Here is a 17,638-nt window from a genome sequence, read left to right as displayed (position 1 = left end):
CAATAAATAAATGATGCCCGGTTTCCTTGACGCCGGGCATTCTTTTTTAGCCTCAATTTAAATCGAATATTATATAATTGTTGAATCATGTTCCATTTTTAGTATCCTTCTTGCCGGGAGATCACACGCTTGGGGGCGAGGCAGACTGTCGACGGACAGACACCGCCGGGCTCGCATGTCATCGTTGGAGGAGGAAATATGAGCGACGTAACGACTGCGGATCGCCTTGGACCGCACGCGACAAAGACTGCCGCGCCCTATCGGCAAAGCGCACCCGCCACGGATATCGGTGCGAGCGACCAATGGTCCGGGCTGCGTATCATGATTGTCGGCCTCTGCTTCCTGCTCAACGCGATCGACGGAATGGATGTGGTGATCCTCTCCTACATCGCTCCGGTTCTGACGACGGACTGGCAACTTTCGCCGGAGCGGCTGGGTATCGTGTTCTCAGCGAGTCTCGCGGGCATGGTGGTCGGATGTTTCTTCGTTGCCCCGCTGGCGGACCATTGGGGACGCCGGCCATTGATCCTGACCTCGCTCAGCATCATCACCGCCTGCATGCTCGCGAGCGGATTTGCCCGGAACGTGGCGGAGCTTCTGGTGCTGCGCCTGGTCATCGGTGTAGGCGTCGGGGCGATCCTCGCCTCCATGGCGGCAATCGCAGCGGAATTCGCCCCTGTGAAGGAGCGGGCGCTGGCCGTGTCGATCATGACGGCCGGTTATCCCTTGGGAGCCATGCTGACAGGGCTTGCGATGGCCCCTCTGCTGCCCCAGTTCGGTTGGCACATGATGCTGCTTGGCGCGGGCGTCATCTCTCTCATTGCACTACCTATCGTCTGGCTGGTGCTGCCCGAGTCCATCGACTTTCTCATCCGCCGCCAGCCGCGGGATGCGCTGACACAGGTGAACCGCGTATTGACGCGCCTCAACCATTCTCCCGTCGCGACACTTCCCCCGCGCCCCGCCAAGGCCGGAAAGCTCAACATCGGTCAGATTTTCGCTCCGAACCGCATCCGCGCGACCATCGCGCTCTGGGTCGGTATCTTCATGGGCTTCATGTCGCTTTACTTTGTGATTTCGTGGATCACCAAGCTGGCCTCCGGTGCCGGCCTGTCGCTCGACAACGCGATCTATGTCGGCGCGATCCTGAACTTCGGTGCCTGCCTGGGCACCATCGCAATGGGCAAGCTCTCCACCGTCTTCCCGCAGCACCGCGTCGGCGCCATTTTCCTGATCGTTGCCGCCGCCATGCTGGTGGTCTTCGGCACGGTCGTCATGCCGCTTCCCATGGTGCTCATCAACGCTTTCCTGATGGGGGTGGCGATCTATGGCGGGTTCAACGCGTTCTACGGTCTGGCCGCGAGCCTCTATCCCGCTGCCGTTCGTAGCACGGGCATCGGCTGGGCCATGGGCGTCGGACGGTTCGGCGCAGTGGTCGGGCCGACCTTCGGCGGCATGCTGATCGGTGGCGGGGCGAGCCTTTCCACCGTCATGATCGTCTTCGCCATTCCCCTGATCATCGCCGCTATCGCAGCAACCCTCAGCCGCCATTAAGGAACCCCCATGCCCATGACATCTCCCTCCACCGCCCCCGGCAACGGACCGATCGTGCTTCATCAGCGGATGGCATGCGACCTGCTCGTGATCGGTTCCGGCGCGGGGGGGCTGGCGGCAGCAACCACCGCCGCAGCGCTTGGCCTCAACGTCATCGTGGCCGAGAAGGCCAATGTGATCGGCGGTACCACTGCCGTCTCGGGGGGCTGGCTGTGGATTCCCGACGCTCCCCACGCGCGGGCAGCAGGCAAGGAGGAGGATCCGGCGGCGGTGCGCGCCTATCTGCACGCGGTCATCGGCGACCGTTACCACCCTACCCTGATCGAAGCCTATCTTCGCGACGCTCCCCGAATGCTCGCCTTCTTCGAGAAGAGGACAGAGGTCCGCTTCCTGCCGGGCTCCGGCGTGCCGGATTTTCACGGCACTCTCCCAGGCGCGGCAGAAGGGTGGCGTTCTGTGGTGGCCGCACCGTATGACGGGCGCCGGCTGGGAGGGCTGATCGCGCGGCTGCGCGAGCCCATTCCGGAAACCACCTTGCTGGGCATGGGCATCGCCTCAGGGCTTGACATGCGCATGTTCCTGACTGCCCTGCGCAGTCCCCGCGCCTTTGGCCATGTCACGGGGCGGGTACTCCGGCATCTGCGCGATCTGGCGTTGCACGGTCGGGGAATGCAGCTGGTGAACGGCAATGCGCTTGCCGCGCGGCTGCTGCGCTCTGCAGAAGACCTGGGCGTCACACTGCTTACTGGAGCGAGCGCGCGCTCGCTGCTGCGGGATGGAACCCGGGTTGTCGGCGCGATGCTGGCGACAGCGGACGGCGCCGTGGCCGTCACCGCGCGGAGGGGGGTGGTACTGGCCACCGGCGGCTTTCCCCACGCGGAAGAACTCCTGCGAGAGCTGCTGCCACATGTGGAGGCAGGCACACCGCACTTTTCAGCCGCACCTGAAACGAATACCGGGGACGGGCTGCGCCTCGCCGAGACGGCGGGAGGACAGGTGAGCAGGACACAGGCCCACGCTGCCGCCTACGCCCCGGTGTCGCTGGTTCCACGAACGGACGGCACCATCGGTCGCTTTCCGCATCTGGTGGAGCGGGGCAAGCCGGGCCTCATCGCGGTGTTGGCAAACGGCGCCCGCTTTACGGATGAAGGCGGTCCCTACCACGATTACGTGCGGGAGATGATCGCGGCTACTCCCCAGGGGGAACAAGTCCGGTCCTGGCTCATCTGCGATCACCGCTTCCTTCGCCGTTATGGACTTGGAGCGGTGAAGCCGTCGCCCCTTCCTTACGGACGCTGGCTACGCAACGGCTATCTGAAAAAAGGCCGGACACTCACCGATCTGGCGCGGGTTTGCGGCATCGACCCGGGCGGACTGGAAACCACCGTCGCGCATTACAACCGCCATGCGGAAGACGGGCGCGACCCGCAGTTCCGCCGGGGAGAAACGGCATACGGGCGTGCGCAGGGGGATCCCGATCACCGTCCCAACCCGGCTGTCGCTCCCATTCGGAACGGCCCCTTCTACGCGGTGGAGATCGCGCCGGGTAGTCTCGGTACCTTTGCCGGTATCGTCACCGATGAGCGAGCGCGGGCTCTGGATGCCGACGGGATGCCGATTCCCGGCCTATACGCGGCAGGAAACGACATGAACTCCATCATGGGCGGCAGCTATCCGAGCGGCGGCATCACGCTCGGCCCCGCAATGACATTCGGCTTTCTGGCGGCAGAGACCGCCGCAGCCGGAATCGCCGCGGCCACGAATGGGAGGAGGAAAACCCATGCCAGTTGATCCCGAAATGCCGACCGAGGTCGATCTGCTGGTCATCGGCGCGGGCGCCGGAGGGATGACCACCGCCCTCGTCGGCGCCCGCGCGGGGCTGAGCGTGATGCTCGTCGAAAAGACCGGTCAGGTCGGCGGTACCACCGCGACGTCAGGCGGCACGACCTGGATACCCGGAACCCACCTTTCCGATGCCTCGGGCGTGCCGGATCGTGTGGAGGACGCCGGCCTGTTCCTCCGCACCGTCGTCGGGCAGCGGGGTGGCGACCATTTGCGGGCGGCCTTCCTCCGCTCGGGTCCGGAGGCGGTCGCTGACCTTGAGCGCCACACGGAGGTCAAGTTCGCCGCCGCCGCCGCACATCCCGATTACATCGATGCGCCTGGGCAGGCCTTTGGCGGCCGGGCGCTTGGTCCCCTGCCTTTCGACGGGCGGCTTCTGGGTGCGGACTTTGATCGGGTCCGCCCTCCCCGGCGGGAGTTCATGGGGTTGGGGGGCATGATGGTGGGGCGGAATGAGCTTTCAGCCCTGCTCTCGCCCTTTGCGTCGCTGAACAATCTTCGCACGACGGTTGGAATCGTCGGTCGTTACGCGTTGGACCGGTTGCGATACCGGCGGGGGACGAGGCTGCTCATGGGCAATGCGCTGGTCGCGCGGCTGCTTTACAGCCTGCGCAAGACCGGTGTGCCGATTCTGTTCGACGCCACGACCGATGCGCTGCTGGTGGAGCAGGGCCGCGTCACCGGAGCCCGGGTGAATGGGCGTGAGATCCGCGCACGCCGCGGCGTGGTGCTGGCGACCGGAGGCATTTGCTGGAACAAGGACATCCGCGACCGGCTGTTCCCCGAACCGGCGCGCGCCTATGCTCTCGCGCCGGCAACGAATACCGGCGACGGTGCCGACCTTGCGACGGCCATCGGCGCGGGGTTTGATGACGGCGGAGACAGCCCCGCGCTCTGGATGCCCTGCTCTTCCTACCGGCGCGCGGCCGGGACGCTGGCGGTCTGGCCGCATATCATCCTCGACCGGGCCAAGCCCGGCCTGCTTGCGGTCAACGCGCGCGGGGAGCGGTTCGTGAACGAATCCGATTCCTATCACGACTTCTCCGTCGCGCAGATCAAGGTCGGGGCATTCCCGGCCCATCTGATCTGCGATGCGGACTTCATGCGGAAATATGGGCTGGGGATGGTTCTGCCCGGCGCCCGCAATCTGCCCGCGATGCTGAAAGCAGGTTACGTAACCGAGGCTGAAAACATCGCCGCCCTCGCCCGAAGGATCGGGTGCGACCCTATCGGACTCCAACGCACGGTGGAGGAGTATAACCGCTTTGCCTCCACCGGCCGTGACGACGCCTTTGGGCGCGGCACATCGGTAATGAACCGCTTTAACGGCGATGCGGCCGCCGGCGCCAATCCCTGCCTCGGACCCTTGAGCGGGGGCCCCTTCTACGCCGTCGCCGTGAAACCTTCAGACCTCGCCTCCAGTGCTGGATTGAAGGGGGACGAGTTCGGTCGCGTCCTGAACCGGAGCGACCAGCCCATATCGGGGCTTTATGCCTGCGGTAACGATCTGGCTTCCATCTTTCGCGGAACCTACCCCGGTCCGGGGACCACCATCGGGCCAGCCATCGTCTTTGGCTGGCGTATCGCCAAACATGCGGCGGGCGAACTACGCGCGGAGCCGCTGCCGGTTGCCCGCGCTGTCTAATGATTACATCTGAGAGGAGAGCAGAACCATGACCGATTTGCCACTTGGCGTGAACACGATCAGCGACACTTGGACGATCCCGCTGGAAGAAAGTTTGATCCGCCTGTCAAAACTGGGTTTTCGCCAGTTCGACGTGATGGTCAGTCCGGCGCACTTGGATATCGAGAACATGACGCCCCGCGACTATGCCCGTATTCGCAAGCTTTTGGAACGCGAAGGGCTGACGATCCATGCGCTGACCGCGCAGAGCCTCGACCACAACCTTGCCTCCCCGCGGGAAGAGATCCGCGAGATGACGGTAGGCTTCAACCGGAAGATGCTGGATGCCTGCTACGAGCTCGGGGCACAGGGGTTCGTTTCGGTATCTGGTCGTTACAATGCGCTGAATGCCCCACCGCGAGAGCAGCTTGAGGGATGGTTCTTCGGGGCGCTGGAAAAGACTGTCTCCTACGCGGAACGCGCGGGTGTGAAAGTCTTTCTCGAAAACGTTCCCATGGGCGTCCTGCCGGATGCGCGCAGCATGGTGGCCTGCGTGGAGCGGTTTGACAGTCCCGCACTCCGCATCTGCTACGACCTTGCGAACGCCCATTTCATCCACGAGGATTTGAGCGAAGCGCTGCCCCTGGTTGTGCCATATCTCGACCTCCTTCATATGTCGGATACCGGGCAGCAGCAGTGGCGCCACGATGCGATCGGCACCGGCAGCGTCAACTTCGCCACTGCCGCGAGGGCGTTGCAGGCCGCGGGGTTCAGGGGCCTCTCCGTTGTGGAAATCCTGAACGCAGAGGCAGACCGGGCGGTGACGGAGGCAGTGGACAAGCTCTCTCCCTTGGGATGGAAGATCGCCGGTCAGGGGTCTTTCGCACAAGCTGCGTGAGCCGCGACGTAGGGTTTTCTGCGTTCGTCGGTTGACCTTTCCGCTGTTGAACGGCTTTTTGGCAATAGCGGAAGCGAGGTGAGACCGTGAGCAGCGTCGTCGAGAAGTCACTGGCCATCATCGAGGGGCTGGCCGAGCATCCTGCGGGGTTGTCGGTCTCCCATATCGCGGGGATGACCGGTCAGCCGGTCAGCGGTGTCCACCGCACTCTCCATGAGTTGATCCGGTTGGGCTACGTGCGGCAGATCGCGGACGGGGGCGATTACACGCTGTCGATCAAGTTGGCAGCTCTCGGCCTTGGCTTCATGCGGCGCGCGGGGATCAATGACGTGGTTCAGCCGATCCTGGATCGGCTGGCCGCGGAATCAGGCGAACTCATCCGCCTCTCGGTGATCGATAGCGGGGCGCTGACCTGGGTTGCCGTTGCACAAGGGGCAACCACGGGGCTGCGCTACGATCCAGGGCAGGAACAGGGCGTTGTGGTGCACCTCGCCTCCTCCGCAGGCGGTCGGGCCTGGCTCGCGGCGATGCATGACGAGGAGGCGCTGGAACACGTCAGTGCACAGGGCTTTGGCCGGGACGAAGGTCCAGGGAAACCCATCAGCATCCCCGAGCTGCTGGCGATCCTCAAAGAAACCCGCGAGCGCGGCTACTCCGTGGCCGTCAGCACGTATATCCTCGGGATGGCGGCGATGGCCGTGACGGTGCGGTATGCGGATACGGACCAGATACTCGGTTGCCTGTCAATCGCGGGGCCATCAGTCCGCATGACGGATGCCCGCATGGCGGAACTGGCACCGATGTTGCAGTCGGCGGCGGCAGAATTGGGGATGGCCGCGCCCGCCTCGGAGTATTTTGCTCTTCCCGCCCGGAGAGCCGCCCCGAAGGTCGCATGAGCAGGCTGCTGAAAAAGGCTTTTTGGACTGTGTTGAGGCGGGAATCGTTCGCAATCTGACGAAATCCAACCGGAAATCTATATACTTCCAAGTGCTTACGGCCGATTATCCGATTCCGGTTACGATACTGCAGGGCTTTTCAGCGGCCTGATGCCCCCTGCGAGGACGCTCCATCCCTTCCATCGGAAAGCACGGGCGACGATGACGTAAGGATTGCCGCGGCGAGATCCTCTCCGCAATCCATCGCCTGTGCCAAACCCTTTGGGAGAGATCAGCCTGCCATCATATCCGAAGTCAACGGGGGGATGTTGAGTTCATGAGGCGCTCGGTCGAAACATCACACAAACGGACAAATGGATGAACCTCGTGAACCCCTCCGAAGTGCTCAGATTGAACCCATGATGTAAGTGCACTCACGTCGTGTTTACTGCAACACCACCCGAGTTTCAGAAAGGCACTTTGCTAACTTTTCTCCGGTAACCAGGTTTTCGCTTCACTGCTATCGGGATAATAATAGCCATTTGGGATCGACTGCAATTCGATAAGCCCTCCCCATGGCGGGCGGACATAGACACTGCCGTTACCCTCTGTGTCTTCATGGCGGGAATTGCCGTGGACGCCGGACAGCGGCTCGGCGCCGGCCGCAATCAGACGTTTTAACGAACCATCGATATCGTCGCAATATATGGAAATATGGTTCCAGCCTCGGTCTTCCAGTTCGAGAGGACGAGCCGGATCGATGCACTCGATTTCGAAAATTTCAATATTAGGGCCATTTCCGATCCTCATCAGGCGCTGGCGAACGATGCGACTACCTTCGGAAAGACCCAGTTGCCGCTCCACCTCCGGTCCTTGGCGCGGTGCGTCGTCGCGGGTCAGGCCGTCGTAACACCATTTCGCGCCGACGCCCTTGGCCAGAAACTCGCTTGCTTTATCCAGATCTTCTACTGTCAGGCCGATATGATTGATGCCGCGCGGCAGTAATCCATATTCGTCACGATTCATATTTTCAGACTTTCCTACTCCGATTTTCATCGATTACAGCCAGCCGATTGAGAAAAACGCGGATTCTCGAGCAGGTTTCGCTATTTCTTGCGCATCGCACAATCAAAGTCACGATCCAGTCGGAAGTTCACGCTGCCGTCAAAATTAGCGCGCGAGCACTGATATTCGAATGGAGAGCTATGCAATAACGTGTAATGGGGATTGCGTTCGCGCCACCAACGAACCGGAGCGGTTGTCTCTGGCGGTGCCCTGAACACCCCTCACGACCGCCGCGCGTCCGGGCGATGTCGTGGGGAGTCGTGCGCCCATCGTCCCTGCGGCGAACACTCTGTGGTTCGAGCTCTCACCGTCATGGTATGCCCGAGCGGTACCAGCGCTTCATTTCGCACCGGAATGGAACGCTCCCCGGATGGCTCCTTTCTCCTCAGACCCCAGCCGAAACCGCGATGGCACGTTGTAACGACAGCTGCCCCACCGTTCTGCCCGCTCCGTCGCACACAACGAGGCACTGGACGCCGTGCCCCATCATCTCGCGCAGGGCATCGGTCAGCGTGGTTTCCGCTGCCACGGCTGGCCCAGCAGTTTCAGGCCCTGCCGCTTCCATCACGGAGGCGACCCGCACCACCTTTCCACGGTCAACATGCTGCACGAAGTTCGCGACATAGTCATCGGCGGGATGCAGCACTATTTCCTGCCCCGTTCCCTGCTGGATGACAGCACCGTCCCTAAGCAGCGCAATGCGATCACCGATGCGCAGGGCTTCGTCAAGGTCATGCGTAATGAATACGATGGTTTTGCGAACCTCCTTCTGAAGATCGAGCAGCACCGTCTGCATGTCGTAGCGGATCAGCGGGTCCAGCGCGGAATATGCTTCGTCCATCAGCAGGATCGGCGCATCATTTGCCAGCGCTCGCGCCAGACCCACCCGCTGCTGCATCCCGCCTGACAACTGGGCGGGATATTTCCGTTCGAACCCGGCGAGACCGACCCTCTCGATCCAGCGGGCGGAGATGCGGTTCCGTTCGGCGGTGCCCCTGCCCTGCACCTCCAGCCCATAACCCACATTGTCAATCACGGTTCGATGCGGGAGCAGGCCGAACTTCTGGAATACCATCGCCGTCCGATGGCGACGAAAGTCGCGGAGAGCGATGGGAGACATCTTTACCACATCCTCCCCCTCCACCAGTATTTCTCCGGCGGTCGGGTCGATGAGCCGGTTGATATGGCGGATAAGCGTGGATTTGCCGGAGCCGGACAGGCCCATCACCACCTGTATGCCGCCCGCCGCGATGGAAATGTTGATATCGCGCAGACCGAGGACATGGCGATACCGCTCGTTGAGCTCCTGCTTCGACAGGCCGCTTTGAACCGCATCTATGTAATCCGCAGCACGCGGGCCGAAGATCTTGAAAAGGTGGCGGATTTCGATACCGATGGGATCAGACACTATGGCCGCCGCGATGCTTTTGGAGCCGGAAGCCCCAGGCCTGACTGATCCGGTCAAACACGATGGCAATACCGACGATGGCCAACCCGTTGAACAGTCCCAGCGTGAAATACTGGTTCGAAATCGCCTTCAGCACGGGCTGGCCCAAACCCTGCACGCCGATCATCGACGCGATGACGACCATCGCCAGCGCCATCATGATGGTCTGGTTGATACCCGCCATGATCGTCGGCAGTGCGAGTGGAAGCTCCGCCTTCACCAGCCGTTGCCAGCGGGAAGAACCGAAGGCATCCGCCGCTTCGAGCACCTCGCCATCCACCTCGCGGATACCAAGGTTCGTCAGCCGTATCATGGGCGGAATGGCATATATCACCACGGCGATAAGGCCCGGCACCTTGCCGATGCCCAGCAACATGACAACCGGGATCAGGTAGACGAAGGACGGCATGGTCTGCATCACGTCCAGCACGGGGTTGAAGAAAGACTGAACCCGGTCGGAGCGCGACATGAGAATGCCTATCGGCAAGCCGATGACGATGGCAAGAAGTGTCGATGTCAGGATCATGGAGATCGTCTTCATCGTATCGTCCCACATCCCGAACGCTCCTATCAGAGCGAGCGTCGCCACGCTGGCGATCACGATGCGCAGGTTGCGGCTGGCAAACCATGCAAGAGCGGCGATGGCAGCAAGGACGAGGGGCCATGGCGTGCTCGTCAACAACGCCTCCGACCATACCAGGAACTGCCGGAGCGGCTCGAAAAAGCCTTCGATCGCATCCCCGTAGGAGCGTGTGAAGGTGCGAAAACCCTCATCGATGACCTTCTTGAGATCACGGAGTGTCGAGTCATCGAGTTGCGGAAACCTGTCGAACCAGGCCATGGCGACCTCCTGATCGGATGGGCTATGACAAGCGAAAGGACGCGAAGCCGCAGAAGCGGCTCCGCTGGCGGATCAGAGTGCCGCCTTGATGCGCTCGGCTGCTTCAGGGCTCACCCATGCACTCCACATATCGGGATGTTCTTTCAGGAACTGCCGCGCGCCATCCTCTCCCGTCGCTTGATTGTCGGTCATCCACGCCATGAGCTGGTTCACGGTATCATTTGTCCAGCTGCGCTTTTTCAGATAGTCAATGACCGCAGGATCGGTCTCGTCCGCGAATTTCTTCGACACGAGCGTAAAGACATTGTCCCGTGGGAAGGCGTTGGGCTTCGGATCGGCACAATCGGCCGAAGAGGTGCAGCGCTTCCATTCCGCAGGGTCATTCGCCATGCCGAAATCCACCGCGACCATATCGTACTTGCCCAGCATCGACGTGGGCGACCAATAGAAGCCAAGCCATGGCGCCTTCTGTTCATAGGCCTTGGCCATCGAGCCGTCGAGCCCCGCGGCGGAGCCTGTATCGACAAGGGTGAACCCCTTGTTCTCTATCCCGAACGCTTTGGCGAGCTGTGTTGTCACCACCGTTCCGCCCCAGCCCTGCGGGCCGTTATAGACGGCACCTTTCGACTTATCCTCCGGTGCCGGGAAGAGTTCGGGATGAGCAAGTATCTCCTCGATCTTGTTGAGGTTGGGATGCTCGTCGAGCATATAGCGAGGGATAAACCAGCCCTGCTGCCCACCGTCGGAAAGCGAGCGGGAGAGTTCGACGATCTTTCCATCCTTCAGACCGCCCGCGACCACCTCGGGCATAAGATCGACCCAGGACTCTGGCACGACCTCGGGCTTGCCCTTCTCCACCAGAGAGGTGATGGCGGGCACCGTGTCGCTGGTAGTGATCTCGGCACTGCAACCATAGCCGGTATTCAGAATGAACTGGTCAAGGCTCGCCAACACCTCGGCGCTCTGCCAGTTCATGCTCGCGATGGTGAAGCTGCCGCAAGCTGCGCTGGCAGCCGTCGAAAACGCCGCCGGAAGGGCAACCGCAATGAGACACGCTAGCTTTTTCATTTCCATTCCCTGTTGCGGCTTTTGTGATCTGCCCGCGAGCTGCCGCTTTGGCACGTCGAGCACCTTGAAATGCGTTAGACGGCTCCTGAACCGGCCATGGTCATGGTCCGTGCCCTTTCAGCAGCGGCTTCAAGCGCTGTTTCCAGCGCGGTGGAAAACCCTCCTCTTGCCGCCGCGTCCAGACCCGCGGCGGTAGTTCCGCCATAGTCGCGATAGGCAGCGAGGAAATTCTGCGCCTGCTGCGGCTGCCCGGCTAACAGGGCAGCGCCACCGCAGACGGCAGCTTCCGCCGCATGCCAAGCGATGCCGTCCGGAATTCCGTGCCGCTTCATCACGTCAACCATCGCAACCATCATCAGGGAGGGATAGGCCGCACCAGAGCCTGAAACGGCGGTGATCATGTCGATCTGCCGTTCCTCGGGCAATTCATCAAAGGTGCCGATTGCGCCCAGAATACGGTGAACCACGCCGCGATCCGCCATTGTCACCCCGGCTCCAGCCCAAAAGGGCGAGTAGGATCTCCCGGTTTCGACCGCGGCATTCGGCATTGCGCGCACAATGCGCGCGCCGCTACGGGCAAGCTCGCCGCTTCCCACGCCAGCCATCAAGGAAATGAGCAGCTTACCCGGAGCTTGCAGCCGGAGCCCCGGCCATGTCTCGGGCCGAACCGCAACGATGACCACATCCACCTGCGCCGCAAGTTCCAGCGGATCACCGACCCAGCCGATTGCGTATGGCGCGTAGGGGCCAGGGTCGCCACTACGGTTCATCGCAACCAGACTGTAGGGACTGACGATCCCCGATGTCAAAAGCCGCGTCCCCAGCGCCCCGCCGATCCAACCCGTCGCACCGATCAAACCGATCCGCATGTCTGCCGATCGCCGGACCGCGTCACTCATCTTGCCGCCAATGAGCGATGCGGACGGAGAGCCCTACCCGCACAACCGCCCAATTTCCGGTTTGCCCCGCCCTTCACAGCTTTTCACGCCCCTACAAAACTTCCCACCAAAATGGCGGAAGCCGCGTCGGGCGGAGTACGATTTGCGACCATATATCTCTCATTTCCGCCATACTGTATATTTCGATGCGCTGAAGCGGCGTTAGCGGTCACAGATTATCGTGATGGTCATGGCGGCAGCGCTTCGTAGGCTGCTGCAGCCCCCGGATGAAGCGGCGCGACCTCTGCTCCCTTTCCCATCCCGGACGCTTCAACCGCGCCGAAAATCGGCGCTGCTATACGCAGCTCCGGCAGAGCAGCGCGGGTCTGTTCGACCAGCGTCCTCACCAGATCATCAGGTTGGGCGGCCAGGGTGATAACCGTCGCGGTGACGGCGAGAGAAGGGATATCTGCCGCAAGACCATAGTCCGAGGCGGGGATGGAGATCGCCCGGAAATCCGGATGCCGGGAAAGAATGTCCTCGCTCGTCGGTGCGGAAATCCCAACGATTTCAAGATTGCATCTTGAAATGGCGCTTGCGAGGCCCTCATTGGGATGCCCAATCACAAGAATGGAGGCATCGATCCTCCCCGCGCAGAGCTCTTCATAGGCGCTCGTGATCGGGAGTTCGAGCACCACAGGAAAGTCGTTGCTGCTCAATCCGACGGCATCGAGCACTCTGAGAGCCGTCGCATGCCGACCTGAGGCCGGCGCGCCGATGTCGATCCGATGCCCCCGCAGCGCCAGCAGACTGTCGATCCCACGGCCGCGCGCGGCGAGGATGGTGAGCGTTTCGGGATAGAGCGCCATGACCGTCCGAAGCTCGGTCATCGGACCTTCTGCCTCGAAAATGCCCGCACCTTGATAGGCATATCTCAACCAGTCCGATTGCACGATAGCAAAGTCCAGATCGCCGGCTTTCAGCGCGGCAAGGTTGTAGATCGTTCCCTGTGTTGCTTCCGCGCTGCATCGGATCGTACCGTCGGAGTGACGGTTGACGGCACCGCAGATCGCCTTGGCCGCTGCATAGTAGTTCCCTGTAACCTCCCCCGTTCCGATCGAGAAGAATCGCAGATCCGGGGAAGCCTGATCCACTGCCATCGCTGGGGATGCGATCACGGTCGACAGTGCAAAAAGTAGCCGAAAGAACGAGACCATCATGAGCAACCCGTACTAATCTGCACGCAGAGACTAATCGAGCGTTCCACAGGCGACAATTTGCATTTTACCCTTCGCGCTTCTCCGTTCGCGCGATAGGTTTGCGTGACATCTACGGGCACACGCTCATGTTTGATTTCGTCTACGATATTCCCCAGCAGCAACTGGCGATCGGCTTCCTTGCCATGGCGATCATTGGCATGTTGCTTGGGATGCTGGTGTTCAAACCGGTTATGCGTGTCCTGATCGGCTCCGGCCCGGATCTGAACGAATCCATCAATTATGCAACCTCGGGTTTCAGCCTTTTCTATGGGCTGCTGCTCGGCCTTCTCACCGTATCAGCCTATCAGAACAACGACCGCGTCCGCACCGCCATGCTGGATGAGGCGAATTCCATTTCTGCTCTCTATGCCGATGTGAACGTGTACCCCGAGCCGCTGCGATCCGACATGAAGGATATGCTGCGCGATTATGTGTTGTTCACCATCCACAAGGACTGGGCCGCACATCAACACGGCGACTTCCTAGACGGAGGCAACAACCGCTCCAATGCCATGCGCCAACGTCTGGCGGAATTCGAGCCGCAGACGCCGGGGCAGGAGATCGTGCATGCCGAGGTGCTCTCCGCGTTCCGCGACTTCGTGACGGCCCGGCAGCAGCGCATCGCCGCCGTCTTCGTACGGATCCCGCAGGCGATGTGGTACGCCGTGTTCGGCGGCGCAGTCATAAGCGTTCTGCTGATCTGCCTGCTGCGCATGCGGCCGCTGCGGCAGTTCTTTCTCGGCGCGGTCACCTCGCTCTTTCTCGCCGTCATTCTGTTCGTGATGTCCACGCTGGATGCGCCACTGCGCGGGGCGGCCGGGCTGAGACCGGAATCCCTCATTATGGTCTGGGAGCGGTCGATGTCGTGGGACGAGCCGCGTTACTGAAGGGAGACGGTGATGGCGGAGTTCAGTGTCCGTGAGGTTGAAGGGATGCGTCAGATCCGCATCGACATGGCAGAGGAAACGGTGCGCGCCCGCCATGGCGCAATGTCCACCATGCAGGGCAAGGTGGTCATGACGCCCCGTCTTCCCGGGCCACGTGACATCTTTCGATCCTTCTTCACCTCGGACGCCCGGATCCGGCCTTATTACTCGGGGACCGGCTCCGTTCTCCTTCAACCAACGCTTGGGGGCTACCATCTTCTCGACGTAACCCCGGGTGAGCGCTGGATACTGGAACCGGGGGCCTACTGGGCCTCCGAAGGATCCGTGCAGCTGGGCATGACACGCGAACCCGCATGGTCAAGCTTCTGGGCGGGGGATGGATTTTTGTCATGGAAGACAACGGTTTCTGGCGTAGGCAAGGTTGCCATCAATGCTCCCGGACCCGTCGAGACAATCTATGTCGATGACAGCGACTTCCGTGTTCAGGGACGGCTCGTTCTGGGCCGGACGGGCGGGCTGAAGTTTTCATCCCGCGCACCGGCGAGATGGCCCCGCAGCCTGATCTCCGGTCAGAGGCGGTTGCGTGCCTTCCATGGGACGGGCCGCGCGTTGGTCTGCTGGGTGCCCTATTGGAACGAGCGTCTTTACAGGACGATCGCCGAACAGGCCGCGATCGGAGGGGGCGAGTAACCCCTCCGATCGCGGAAGAGACAGATCAGAACTCTATCCCGAGCGCCATCCCGCCTATCGCGTAGATCGCGCCGGTGATGAGCAGTATGCCGATCAGGTTCATTACCGCCCCACCCCGCGCCATCTGGGCGATGGTGACCGCCCCCGAGCCAAAGACGATCGCGTTCGGCGGCGTGCCTACCGGCAGCATGAAGGCGCAGGTCGCTGCCAGCGCCGCAGGTACGATCAGCATCATCGCATTGACGTCAAGGCCCAGAGCAACTCCCCCTAGAATCGGGATGAACGTCGCGGCCGTCGCGGTATTTGATGTCACTTCCGTCAGGAAAAGGATGATACCGACGACCGAAGCGACCAGCAGGATTGCGGGGAGTGCACCCAGACCGGACACCTGCGCGCCGAACCAATCATCCAGCCCGGACGACCCAACGGCAGCGGCGAGACTCAGGCCACCGCCGAACAGCAGCAGCACGCCCCACGGCAGCCCGTCCTCCGCATCTTTCCAGTTCAGAACCATCTTCGTCTTGCCCTCTGCAGGCAGGATGAACATGGCAAGCCCGGCAGCGATGGCAATGACGGTGTCGTTGAAACCGCCCAGCCAAGGCAAAGCTGCGGAGACGAGGGGAATATTGCTGAGCAAGCCCGGAGCAATCCACAGGAAAGCTGCGCTCACAAACACGGCGAGCACCACCTTTTCCCCTTGGCTCATCGGCCCCAGGGCGTCGATCTCCTTGTCGATCATGCCGCGGCCGCCGGGGACTTCCGGCAGATCGAAGCGGTAGATGACGCGCGTCATCACCCACCACGCCAGCAGGATGAACACCGCGGCGAGCGGCAGGCCGATCATCATCCACTGGAAGAAGCTGATCGGTGTGCCCAGTGTATCCGCCGCATAGCCCGCCACGATGGCATTGGGCGGACTTCCGAGCAGTGTGCCAAGCCCTCCGATGGAGGCCGACCATGCGATGCCGAGCATCAGACAGACTCCGAAGGTCGCCACATTGGGATCACGGATCGCTTCCGTGATAGTCTGACCATCGCCAATGTCCTCGACCGATCCAGCGGACTTGCCCTCGCTGGTGAACAGCGCCAGGATCGACATGCCGATGGGCAGCATCATCAGGGCCGTCGCGGTATTGGAAACCCACATCGACAGAAACGCTGTGGAAACCATCACGCCGAGCACTATGCGGCGCGGCTCTACTCCGATACGAGCGATGGTAAGCAGCGCAATACGCCGGTGCAGGTTCCATTTCTCCATGGCGATCGCGATAAGAAATCCGCCCAGAAAAAGGAATACGATTGGGTTTGCATAGGGCGAAGTCGCCTGAGCCACGCTTTGCCCGGTAAGCGCAGGAAACAGCACGATGGGGATCAGCGACGTGGCGGCCAGAGGTATGGCCTCCGTCATCCACCAGATCGCCATGAGAGTTGCGATAGCCGCGACAGCGCGACCATCCGCACTCAATCCCTCGGCCCCCGCAAGCAGAGAATAGACGACAAGCGCCGCGATGATACCGAGCGCACGCATGATCCAGACGTTATACCGCCGCCACCCACGTTGCTCATTGAACTGACCTTGATGACTCAGTTCCGGCTTTTTATCCGTCATATGAATCCCCCCTGAAAAAGCTGCCGCCGCAAGCGGCGCAAATGCCGTAGGAAACAGTGACCAGCAACCAGGGTCAATGTTGCAAAACGTCCTGATCGCTCCAGGAATATGTGGCGAATGGACGCAATACCTCAGCCTCCGGCCATAGGGTCGCGCAAGCCTTCACCGTCGCCCGCTGATGTAACGTGAGGGGGTTGCCTTTCGCGCGGAACATCCTTCCTCGCGGCGCAAGTCCTTGCGGTCGGCCGTCAGCACATGGACGAACCCGGGGAATGCGGCATTTCGACGGGTGAAGCGGCTTTCTCTGAGCGACGGAAGATCGCGAAACGAGCGAGCCATCGTGTAGTCTACGCTTGCACGGTTGGCTGAGACATCACGATGCCGGTGAGCCGAAGGAGGCCCCGTTGAAATCGGCGTTTTTGCAGAAGTCCCGTGGGAGTGTGGTTCACACCCGGGACCCATGAGGTTGATGGACTGAGATGGTGACCCTGCCCACTATGGGACGGCAAACTGGAAGAATTACAATGAGGTACTGATGCAAGGTGGCTCCCTGCTGATCGTGCAGGACACGGACAAGACAGGGTTTGCCCCGAAGGCCGGTTGCAATGGCCGCCCTCCGGTTTCCGCGATGCCACGATCCTATTCTGCCTGACGGCGAATGTTCCGTTCGGGCTCCTCTTGGCAAACGACCGGAATGGTCGCGAGCATTTTGTCGATGGCCGGGATCGATCGACCCGCACCTAGCTTCTCAAGCCTGAGCCGCAGACATAGATTGATCAAGGTGAATGTATTTGATGCATCGGACGCCAAGCCACTGAACCTGACGATGGACGGCATCGGAACCAATTTTCTCGGCGATGGAGAATGACATCTGCGCAAGCATGGCCTTCACGTAGCGGGGATGGACAGCAGAAGCCTTGCCCTGACGGCCGACGCCTCCTCTTGGGCGATGACGCTTTCGATCCGCCGCTCCAGGTCACGGATCTGAGTGTCCAGCGTAGCCGCCAGGTCGGCATACCCTCGAGGTCCGCAGGGATGTTTTGCTTCCTGCGTGCCGAGATTTGCGCCGAAAGCCGTTTGCGCCTATCCACGACTTGCGCC

At 61.6% G+C, this 17,638-nt stretch carries 14 protein-coding genes and 1 pseudogene; 8 read left to right on the top strand and 7 right to left on the bottom strand.

Translation table 11 applies throughout. The annotated features are described in order from the left end of the window. The first annotated feature begins 198 nt into the window (after positions 1-198). The 5 genes from CG51_RS09335 (at position 199) to CG51_RS09315 (ending at position 6,814) form a co-directional block, all read left to right on the top strand. Complete coding sequence (locus CG51_RS09335) at positions 199-1,554, top strand: MFS transporter (RefSeq protein ID WP_035744228.1); 1,356 nt, start codon at positions 199-201, stop codon at positions 1,552-1,554. A 9-nt stretch (positions 1,555-1,563) separates the two neighbouring features. Next, positions 1,564-3,345 carry an FAD-dependent oxidoreductase gene (locus CG51_RS09330; protein ID WP_233141225.1) on the top strand — a complete coding sequence of 594 codons (1,782 nt, stop codon included), beginning with the start codon at positions 1,564-1,566 and terminating at the stop codon, positions 3,343-3,345. Beyond that, a complete protein-coding gene (locus CG51_RS09325; RefSeq protein WP_198947658.1) occupies positions 3,335-5,041 on the top strand; it encodes an FAD-dependent oxidoreductase in 1,707 nt (568 codons plus the stop codon). The genes CG51_RS09330 and CG51_RS09325 overlap by 11 nt, the downstream gene beginning before the upstream one ends. A 28-nt stretch (positions 5,042-5,069) precedes the next feature. Further along, a complete protein-coding gene (locus CG51_RS09320) occupies positions 5,070-5,918 on the top strand; it encodes a sugar phosphate isomerase/epimerase family protein (protein WP_035744226.1) in 849 nt (282 codons plus the stop codon). An 86-nt stretch (positions 5,919-6,004) separates the two neighbouring features. After that, positions 6,005-6,814 carry an IclR family transcriptional regulator gene (locus CG51_RS09315; RefSeq protein ID WP_035744223.1) on the top strand — a complete coding sequence of 270 codons (810 nt, stop codon included), beginning with the start codon at positions 6,005-6,007 and terminating at the stop codon, positions 6,812-6,814. Between the two features lie 462 nt (positions 6,815-7,276). Here CG51_RS09315 and CG51_RS19510 read toward each other — a convergent pair whose 3' ends face one another. The 6 genes from CG51_RS19510 to CG51_RS09285 all read right to left on the bottom strand — a co-directional run bounded on the left by CG51_RS19510 (position 7,277) and on the right by CG51_RS09285 (position 13,309). Continuing rightward, positions 7,277-7,819, bottom strand: a complete 543-nt coding sequence (locus CG51_RS19510; protein ID WP_084695125.1) for a VOC family protein — start codon at positions 7,817-7,819, stop codon at positions 7,277-7,279. Positions 7,820-8,243: 424 nt separating this feature from the next. Further along, the gene (locus tag CG51_RS09305) at positions 8,244-9,266 is read right to left on the bottom strand and encodes a quaternary amine ABC transporter ATP-binding protein (RefSeq protein ID WP_035744219.1); all 1,023 of its coding nucleotides are present in this window, start codon (positions 9,264-9,266) and stop codon (positions 8,244-8,246) included. Then, positions 9,259-10,146 (bottom strand): ABC transporter permease, encoded by an 888-nt coding sequence (locus CG51_RS09300; RefSeq protein ID WP_035744216.1) that lies wholly within the window; start codon positions 10,144-10,146, stop codon positions 9,259-9,261. The genes CG51_RS09305 and CG51_RS09300 overlap by 8 nt, the downstream gene beginning before the upstream one ends. 72 nt (positions 10,147-10,218) lie before the next feature. Next, positions 10,219-11,277, bottom strand: coding sequence for an ABC transporter substrate-binding protein (locus CG51_RS09295; protein ID WP_244901210.1), 1,059 nt, complete (start codon positions 11,275-11,277; stop codon positions 10,219-10,221). Positions 11,278-11,288: 11 nt separating this feature from the next. Beyond that, positions 11,289-12,113 (bottom strand): pyrroline-5-carboxylate reductase family protein, encoded by an 825-nt coding sequence (locus tag CG51_RS09290; protein WP_233141226.1) that lies wholly within the window; start codon positions 12,111-12,113, stop codon positions 11,289-11,291. Between the two features lie 227 nt (positions 12,114-12,340). Continuing rightward, complete coding sequence (locus CG51_RS09285; RefSeq protein ID WP_269845367.1) at positions 12,341-13,309, bottom strand: TAXI family TRAP transporter solute-binding subunit; 969 nt, start codon at positions 13,307-13,309, stop codon at positions 12,341-12,343. Positions 13,310-13,437: 128 nt separating this feature from the next. Here CG51_RS09285 and CG51_RS09280 point away from each other — a divergent pair, with 128 nt between their 5' ends. After that, positions 13,438-14,238 carry a bestrophin-like domain gene (locus CG51_RS09280; protein ID WP_035744210.1) on the top strand — a complete coding sequence of 267 codons (801 nt, stop codon included), beginning with the start codon at positions 13,438-13,440 and terminating at the stop codon, positions 14,236-14,238. Between the two features lie 12 nt (positions 14,239-14,250). Beyond that, entirely contained in the window at positions 14,251-14,928 is a 678-nt protein-coding gene (locus CG51_RS09275; RefSeq protein ID WP_035744208.1) for an AIM24 family protein, read from the top strand. Between the two features lie 25 nt (positions 14,929-14,953). On the opposite strand, the gene CG51_RS09270 is transcribed toward CG51_RS09275, so the two are convergent. After that, entirely contained in the window at positions 14,954-16,537 is a 1,584-nt protein-coding gene (locus CG51_RS09270; RefSeq protein WP_035744206.1) for an SLC13 family permease, read from the bottom strand. A gap of 532 nt (positions 16,538-17,069) precedes the next feature. Between CG51_RS09270 and CG51_RS20720 the strand changes: the two are divergent. Continuing rightward, a pseudogene (locus CG51_RS20720) lies at positions 17,070-17,402 on the top strand (transposase); the annotation flags it as partial. Positions 17,403-17,638: the final 236 nt, after the last annotated feature.

Origin of the sequence: Haematobacter missouriensis (assembly GCF_000740775.1) — a bacterium.
In the GTDB taxonomy this organism is placed as follows: Bacteria; Pseudomonadota; Alphaproteobacteria; order Rhodobacterales; family Rhodobacteraceae; genus Haematobacter; species Haematobacter missouriensis.
The sequence above is the reverse complement of the archived record's forward strand: the minus strand, read 5'-3'. Positions and strand labels throughout refer to the sequence as shown.